Annotated in this window: 10 protein-coding genes; 9 read left to right on the top strand and 1 reads right to left on the bottom strand. The window is 64.3% G+C overall.

Annotated features, from left to right (window positions below; translation table 11 throughout):
• Positions 1 to 14: 14 nt before the first annotated feature.
• Together C5J22_RS28510 and C5J22_RS28515 are read left to right on the top strand one after the other, a co-directional pair.
• Positions 15 to 296, top strand: a complete 282-nt coding sequence (locus C5J22_RS28510; RefSeq protein WP_205837236.1) for a DUF1778 domain-containing protein — start codon at positions 15 to 17, stop codon at positions 294 to 296.
• A gap of 4 nt (positions 297 to 300) precedes the next feature.
• Complete coding sequence (locus C5J22_RS28515) at positions 301 to 801, top strand: GNAT family N-acetyltransferase (RefSeq protein WP_105440996.1); 501 nt, start codon at positions 301 to 303, stop codon at positions 799 to 801.
• Here the strand turns inward: C5J22_RS28515 and C5J22_RS28520 are convergent.
• Positions 798 to 2009 (bottom strand): MFS transporter, encoded by a 1212-nt coding sequence (locus C5J22_RS28520; RefSeq protein ID WP_245440573.1) that lies wholly within the window; start codon positions 2007 to 2009, stop codon positions 798 to 800. The genes C5J22_RS28515 and C5J22_RS28520 overlap by 4 nt on opposite strands.
• 106 nt (positions 2010 to 2115) lie before the next feature.
• Here C5J22_RS28520 and C5J22_RS28525 point away from each other — a divergent pair, with 106 nt between their 5' ends.
• The 7 genes from C5J22_RS28525 to C5J22_RS28555 all read left to right on the top strand — a co-directional run bounded on the left by C5J22_RS28525 (position 2116) and on the right by C5J22_RS28555 (position 5717).
• On the top strand, positions 2116 to 2523 hold the full coding sequence (locus tag C5J22_RS28525; protein ID WP_105440998.1) for a phage major tail protein, TP901-1 family: 408 nt from the start codon (positions 2116 to 2118) through the stop codon (positions 2521 to 2523).
• The gene (locus C5J22_RS28530) at positions 2523 to 2870 is read left to right on the top strand and encodes a gene transfer agent family protein (RefSeq protein ID WP_105440999.1); all 348 of its coding nucleotides are present in this window, start codon (positions 2523 to 2525) and stop codon (positions 2868 to 2870) included. The genes C5J22_RS28525 and C5J22_RS28530 overlap by 1 nt, the downstream gene beginning before the upstream one ends.
• 65 nt (positions 2871 to 2935) lie before the next feature.
• A complete protein-coding gene (locus C5J22_RS28535; RefSeq protein ID WP_256386185.1) occupies positions 2936 to 3133 on the top strand; it encodes a rcc01693 family protein in 198 nt (65 codons plus the stop codon).
• 33 nt (positions 3134 to 3166) lie between these two features.
• A complete protein-coding gene (locus tag C5J22_RS28540) occupies positions 3167 to 3697 on the top strand; it encodes a phage tail tape measure protein (RefSeq protein ID WP_105441001.1) in 531 nt (176 codons plus the stop codon).
• A gap of 21 nt (positions 3698 to 3718) precedes the next feature.
• Positions 3719 to 4357, top strand: a complete 639-nt coding sequence (locus C5J22_RS28545; RefSeq protein ID WP_105441002.1) for a DUF2460 domain-containing protein — start codon at positions 3719 to 3721, stop codon at positions 4355 to 4357.
• A complete protein-coding gene (locus C5J22_RS28550; protein WP_105441003.1) occupies positions 4354 to 5229 on the top strand; it encodes a DUF2163 domain-containing protein in 876 nt (291 codons plus the stop codon). The genes C5J22_RS28545 and C5J22_RS28550 overlap by 4 nt, the downstream gene beginning before the upstream one ends.
• Entirely contained in the window at positions 5226 to 5717 is a 492-nt protein-coding gene (locus C5J22_RS28555) for an NlpC/P60 family protein (protein WP_105441004.1), read from the top strand. The genes C5J22_RS28550 and C5J22_RS28555 overlap by 4 nt, the downstream gene beginning before the upstream one ends.
• Positions 5718 to 6137: the final 420 nt, after the last annotated feature.

Below are 6137 nucleotides of genomic sequence, written 5' to 3' on the forward strand. Positions count from 1 at the left end.
TGTGCATTGGGGTGATGGCAGTGGTAGCTCTTCGGAAAAGCGAAACGATCAATTTGAGGATTGATGCCGGCACGCGGGAGGTGATTGCCCGCGCGGCCGAGATTTCCGGCAAATCGCTGACCGCATTCATGACCGAAGCGGCTTTTGCAACGGCCCAGAAGGAGCTTCTGGACCAGCGCTTCATTGGCGTCGACGCGACTGTCTTCGATGCCGTCGAGGATCTGCTTGGCGAGCCTGCTCAGGTCAATGAGAAGCTCTCGGCTCTGCTGAAGTCGAACCGGGAATGGCTCGACTGAGACCATGTATCGCAAGCCGGCCCCGCTGAGTGAACAGCATCACCTTGGAGATTTCGATAGCGGCAAACCGGTTCTCGATGTTTTCCTGAAGGAGATGGCGCTTCACAATCAGGCACAGGGTTACACAAGGACCTTCGTGATCGCGGACGCCGATTTTCGGGTGGTCGGTTACCACTCGCTTTGCGCCGGCATGATTTCGCGCGAAAAAGCGCCCCGTCAGGTCAAGGGCCATCAGGCGCCAGGCGAAATTCCGGTGGCATTGCTGGCCCGGCTTGCCGTGGATCGGCGGCACCATGGGCAGGGGCTGGGTGGCGAACTACTGAAGAACGCTCTTCTGGCGGTGGTTGCGACCTCCGAAGTGGTGGCGTTCCGGGCAGTGATGGTTCATGCGCTCGACGATGAGGCAACAAGGTTTTACCTCAGATACGGTTTCCGCCAGGCCAAGGGGCTGGATCGGACCTTGCTGTTGCCGGTCAAGGATATCATCGCGTCAATCAGCGATTAAACGGCCGTCCGCGCATTCGCCCGCCGCACCAACCTCACCAGCATCAGCACCAATACCAGCGAGATTGCCGAGAGCACGGCGCCGGTCACCAGCGCCGCGGTGACGCCGGCGCGGTCGAGGATGGCGGTGAAGATGACCGGGGCGGCGGCAGTGGCAAGGTTCTGCGGCAGCGACAGGCGGGCCGATTGCAGGCCGAATTCGCGCGGTGAGAACAGCGACAGCGGCAGGAGTGCACGGGCGACTGCGAGCACGCCGGTGCCGAAGCTATAGAGCAGCATGAAGACCACCAGGACCGGGGCGGAGGGCGTGACGGTCGCGGTGAGCAGGAAGCTGAAGAGGATCAGGCCGGTGCCGACGAGCGAAGTCAGAAGCGCATTGCCGCGTCTGCCGAGAGCCATGTCGACGAAGCGGGCCGAAACGCCGATCGCGCCACGCGCCGAGCCGAGCTGTAGCGCAAGCGCCGGCGAGGCGCCGGCCTGTTGCAGCAGGGCCAGCAGCGAGGGCGACAGGCCGAAACTGATGAACGAACTGATCGCCGTTGCCGCCGCCACCAGGAAAAAAGCGCGACGACGTTCCGGCGGCGTGAAATCGACAGGGACCGTATCCGTGGCTTGGGTTTGCTCGCTGCGGTCGATCGGTTTGGGAAGACCGAACAGATAGAGCGGCAGGCAGATGAAGAGCTGCAGCATGGCTGAAAATACGAACGTCATCCGCCAGCCGACGAGATCGTTCATCAGCGCCAGAAGCGGCCAGAAAATGGTCGCCGAAAGCCCGGTGAACAGCATCAGGATGGCGATGATGCGCTTGCCGTCCAGGCCCTCGCGCTCGACGACCGCCGTATAGGCCGGCGCCGACAGACCGAGCGCACCGCCGATGCCGATAACGATCCAGGCGAGCCCGTAGACCAGGATCTCGTGGGCGCTCGCGAGCAGCAGCAGGCCGATCGCGAAGATGACGGACGCGCCGGCCATGACTTTTGCGGCGCCATGGCGGGCGAGCAGCCGCCCGGTCGCGGGACCGGCGAGCGCACTGACCAGCATCATGACCGACAGGCCGAAGAACACGACCTCGTTCGGGAGGTCAAGTTCCGGCGCGACGATGCGGCCCATGACCCCGAGCATGTCGAAGGTCGTGCCCCAGGAGATGATCTGGGTGACGGCGAGCACGGCGATCGTCTGCGCCGAGCGCAGCGGGAGGATCTTGGGCATGGCGGCGGGAGGCATTCGCGAAAGGGATGGTTGAGCGCCCGATGCTCTAGCACCGCTTTTTACGGTGCGGAAGCGACAAACGGATAACAGCGGAAAGGACTTCCACATGGTGGCGCAGAAGGGCAAGGACCTGCTCTCGAAGATCGACAATGACGGCGCGTTCCTGACGGTGGCGGGGTTGCGCTCGAAGCGGCTTGCCTTCAATGCCGAGACCGTCGACATCACCGATGCCGAAAGCGCCGGACGCTGGCGCGAGCTCTTGGGGGGCGCCGGTGTGCAGCGCGCGTCTCTGACTGGTGCCGGCATTTTCAAGGACCAGGAAAGCGACGCGCTGGTACGGGCTGCGTTCTTTGCCGGCAGCATTCTGGCCTGGCAGATCCTGATCCCCGCCTTCGGCACGTTGAGCGGACCGTTTCAGGTGACGGCGCTCGAATATTCCGGCGAGCACAATGGCGAGATCCGCTTTGAACTGGCACTGGAATCGGCCGGCAACCTGACCTTCGGAGTGCTGTGATGGCGGGCGGACACGCAAACCGCAGGCGCGGCGAGGTGGAGGCGGTGATCGACGGCGAGCGCCGCATTCTCTGCCTGACGCTCGGCGCATTGGCGGAACTGGAAACTGCGTTTTCCGTCAGCGACCTCAACGGGCTGGCGGACCGGTTTTCCTCCGGGCGGCTGAAGGCGGCGGACATGATCCGGCTGATCGGTGCCGGCCTGAGGGGCGGCGGCAATCTGCTCTCCGACGACGAGGTGGCGGCGATGAGCGTCGAGGGCGGAATTTTAGGCTACGCGCGGATTGTCGGCGATCTGCTGGCGGCGACGTTTGGGGCGCCGGGCGGGGAGGCCGCGGCAAACCCTTGAGTGCCGCAGCGGGAATCGGGCCAGTCGCAGGAGGAACTTCGAGTGGGTTCTCCGCCACAACTGCGATCGAAGAGGCGAGGCGACCGTTCCCGTGGGATGCGGTGATGCATGCCGGCCTCTGCCTGCTGCGGCTTCCGCCGAGGGATTTCTGGGCGCTGACGCCAGTCGAGTTTTCTGCCATGGCCGGCGGACTGGGGGGACCTGGCGCGGGTATGGAGAAGGCGGGGTTGGACGCGCTGATGCGGGCGTTTCCGGATCGGTGAGTTAGGGCCGCGGCGACGAAACGGGAGTTCACCATGGAAGACGACAATAGTTTGGCGGGCACCCTGTCCGGCGCGGAGGCGCTGACCGGCGTGATGGCGGATCTCGAAGTGCGTTCGCAACGCTTCGGTGCGGCGCTGACCGGGGCGCTCAGGTCCGCGACGACAGGCGGCCGCGGGCTCGAGGACGTACTCAAGGGGCTCGGCAACCGGCTTTCGGACATCGCGCTTGCCGCCGGCCTGAGGCCGTTGGAAAACATGCTGGGCAATGCGATCGGCGGGCTTGTCGGATCGGTGACGCCATTTGCCGACGGTGGTGTCGTGCGCTCCCCGAGCTTCTTTCCGATGGGCGGCGATATGGGCCTGATGGGCGAGGCGGGGGCGGAAGCGATCCTGCCGCTCAGACGCGGGCCGGACGGCGCGCTCGGCGTTGCGGCGGCCGGCGGAGCAACGCCGCAGATCGTCTTCAACGTGACGGCGAGCGACGCCGCGAGCTTTCGGAAAAGCGAAGGGCAGATTTCCGCCATGCTGGCGCGCAGTGTTTCGCGCGGTCGGCGTGGCCTGTGACGATGATGTTGCGAGGATGAGATGAGCGGTTTTCACGAGGTTCGGTTCCCGTTGCGCCTGGCGCTCGGGGCAACCGGCGGGCCGGTGCGACGCACCGATATCGTCAATCTTTCCAACGGACGCGAGCAGCGTAACCAGCGCTGGAGGGATTCAAGGCGCAGCTATGATGCCGGCTCGGGGGTGAAGTCGCTCGCCGATCTTTATGCGGTGCTGGAATTTTTCGAGGCGCGGGGCGGGCAGCTTTACGGCTTTCGGTTCCGCGATCCGGTCGACGGGAAATCCTGCGCGCCGGGCGAGACGGTATCGGCGACCGATCAGGCGATCGGCACGGGCGACGGGGAGACCGCGGCATTCCAGCTCGTCAAAACCTATGCGGATGGCGCGGGGAGCTGGACGAGGCGGATCGCCAAGCCGGTCACTGGCTCGATCGTGGTGTCGGTGGACGGCGTCGCAGTACCGACGGAGGTCTGGTCCGTCGATGCGGCAACGGGGATCGTCACCTTTGCCGCCGGGCATGTTCCGCCGGTCGGGGCGGCGGTGCGGGCGGGTTACGAATTCGACGTGCCGGTGCGGTTCGATACGGACCGGATCGATGTCAACCTCGCGCATTTCAATGCCGGGCATATTCCAACCATTCCGCTGACGGAGGTTTTGGCATGAGAACGGTACCGGCTGATCTGGCCGAACATCTGGCGCAGGAGACGACGACCACCTGCCATGCATGGCGGGTAACGCGGCGTGACGGGGCGGTGCTGGGATTTACCGAGCACGACCACGACCTGACATTCGGCGGCACGACCTTCCTGGCGGCGAGTGGCTTTTCGGCAAGCGAGGCAGAAGCGGCAACAGGGCTTTCGGCGGGTGCCGACGAGGTGGCCGGCGGATTTTCGAATGCGGCGATCCGCGAGCAGGATCTGGCGACCGGCAGGTATGACGGTGCGCGGGTGGAACTGTTTCTCGTCAACTGGGCGGCGCCGGACCAGCATGTGCTCTTGAACGTGCGGGAGATCGGCGAGGTTTCCCGCGCCGGCGGGCAGTTTCGCGCAGAACTGCGCAGTCTGGCGCATCGGCTGAGCCAGCCGCAGGGGCGCGTCTATAACCGGCGCTGCGATGCGAGCCTCGGGGATGCCCGTTGTGGTGTGGACCTGGATCTGTGGCGCGGCGAGGGGGCGGTGATCGCGGTGAAGGATGCCAGCCGGATTGTCGTCTCGGGCCTCGGCGGTTTCGCGAGCGATTTCTTTCGGCAGGGCGTGCTGACGTTTGCGGGTGGCGTGGCGGTCGATGTCGATGCGCACGAAAAGAGCGCGGACGGTTCGGTGGAGCTGACTTTCTGGTTGCCGCTGGAGGAGCCGGTTGCGGCGGGCGACACGTTCACGGTCACCGCCGGTTGCGACAAGTCGTTTGCGACCTGCAAGAGGCGCTTTGCGAACCATCTGAATTTTCGCGGCTTTCCACATGTCCCGGGCGCCGATTTCGCCTATTCCTATGCCGACGGGGAGCGGGTCCATGACGGGGGCCCGATCTTCCAATGAGCAGGCAAGGCGAGCGGGTCGTGGCACTGGCCGAGGGATGGATCGGCACGCCCTATCGGCATCAGGGCGCAACGAGGGGCGTCGGCTGCGATTGCATCGGGCTGATCCGCGGGATTTGGCGCGAGCTTTACGGCGAGGAGCCGGAGACGGTGCCGGCCTATGCGCCGGACTGGGCGGAGCGGAGCGGCGAAGACCGGCTTGCGGACGCGGCCGCGCGGCTCTTCGGGCCGGCTGTGCCGCTGGCGGAAGCGGAGCGGGGAGATGTCCTGCTGTTCCGCTGGCGACCGGACTGTCCGGCGAAACATGCCGGGGTATTGGCCGGGCCGCAGCATTTCATCCATGCCTATGAGCAATCGGCGGTGACGCGTTCGGCGCTGGTACCATCGTGGCGGCGACGGGTTGCGGGCGTCTATCGGTTCCCACATATTATTCACAACCCTCCACTCCTCCAAGTAGAAAAATCAACTAAAAATTGCATTCTTGCGTAGCTGGTTGCATTTTTGACGGCATGGTCTATATTGGTGGAGTGATGAGCGAGGCGGTAACCTCGCCCATCGTTTTACTATCTAGCGAATATGACCCGGACAGCTATTGACCAGCCTGTCCGGGTTTTCTTCACCATCAGCGTGACGCTAAAAGGCCGTGGCCCCATAACATCCCCTCCGTGATTGAGAACTAAGGCATCTGCCCACGTCGGCGGAGCCCATCTTCGCCGACACGCCTGCTGGTGCGGCGTATTCTGCTTTTAATCCTCAATCGACTTTAATCTAACATGCAATCATAGAGAGCGAAAAGTAGCTATTTCGCGTGACTGCAGTGTATGAGGTATTTCCATGGCCACTATCCTTTTCCAGGCGGCGGGTGCGGCGCTCGGCAGTGTGTTCGGTCCGGTTGGGGCGATCATCGGG

Source organism: Neorhizobium sp. T25_13, assembly GCF_002968675.1.
In the GTDB taxonomy this organism is placed as follows: domain Bacteria; phylum Pseudomonadota; class Alphaproteobacteria; order Rhizobiales; family Rhizobiaceae; genus Neorhizobium; species Neorhizobium tomejilense.

Bases quoted from the DNA above. Each gene is read 5' to 3' on its own strand.
- C5J22_RS28515 (WP_105440996.1), top strand. From the start codon at position 301: ATGTATCGCAAGCCGGCCCCGCTGAGTGAACAGCATCACCTTGGAGAT.
- C5J22_RS28555 (WP_105441004.1), top strand. From the start codon at position 5,226: ATGAGCAGGCAAGGCGAGCGGGTCGTGGCACTGGCCGAGGGATGGATC.
- C5J22_RS28510 (WP_205837236.1), top strand. From the start codon at position 15: ATGGCAGTGGTAGCTCTTCGGAAAAGCGAAACGATCAATTTGAGGATT.
- C5J22_RS28530 (WP_105440999.1), top strand. From the start codon at position 2,523: ATGGCGGGCGGACACGCAAACCGCAGGCGCGGCGAGGTGGAGGCGGTG.
- C5J22_RS28540 (WP_105441001.1), top strand. From the start codon at position 3,167: ATGGAAGACGACAATAGTTTGGCGGGCACCCTGTCCGGCGCGGAGGCG.
- C5J22_RS28525 (WP_105440998.1), top strand. From the start codon at position 2,116: ATGGTGGCGCAGAAGGGCAAGGACCTGCTCTCGAAGATCGACAATGAC.
- C5J22_RS28545 (WP_105441002.1), top strand. From the start codon at position 3,719: ATGAGCGGTTTTCACGAGGTTCGGTTCCCGTTGCGCCTGGCGCTCGGG.
- C5J22_RS28550 (WP_105441003.1), top strand. From the start codon at position 4,354: ATGAGAACGGTACCGGCTGATCTGGCCGAACATCTGGCGCAGGAGACG.
- C5J22_RS28520 (WP_245440573.1), bottom strand. From the start codon at position 2,009: ATGCCCAAGATCCTCCCGCTGCGCTCGGCGCAGACGATCGCCGTGCTC.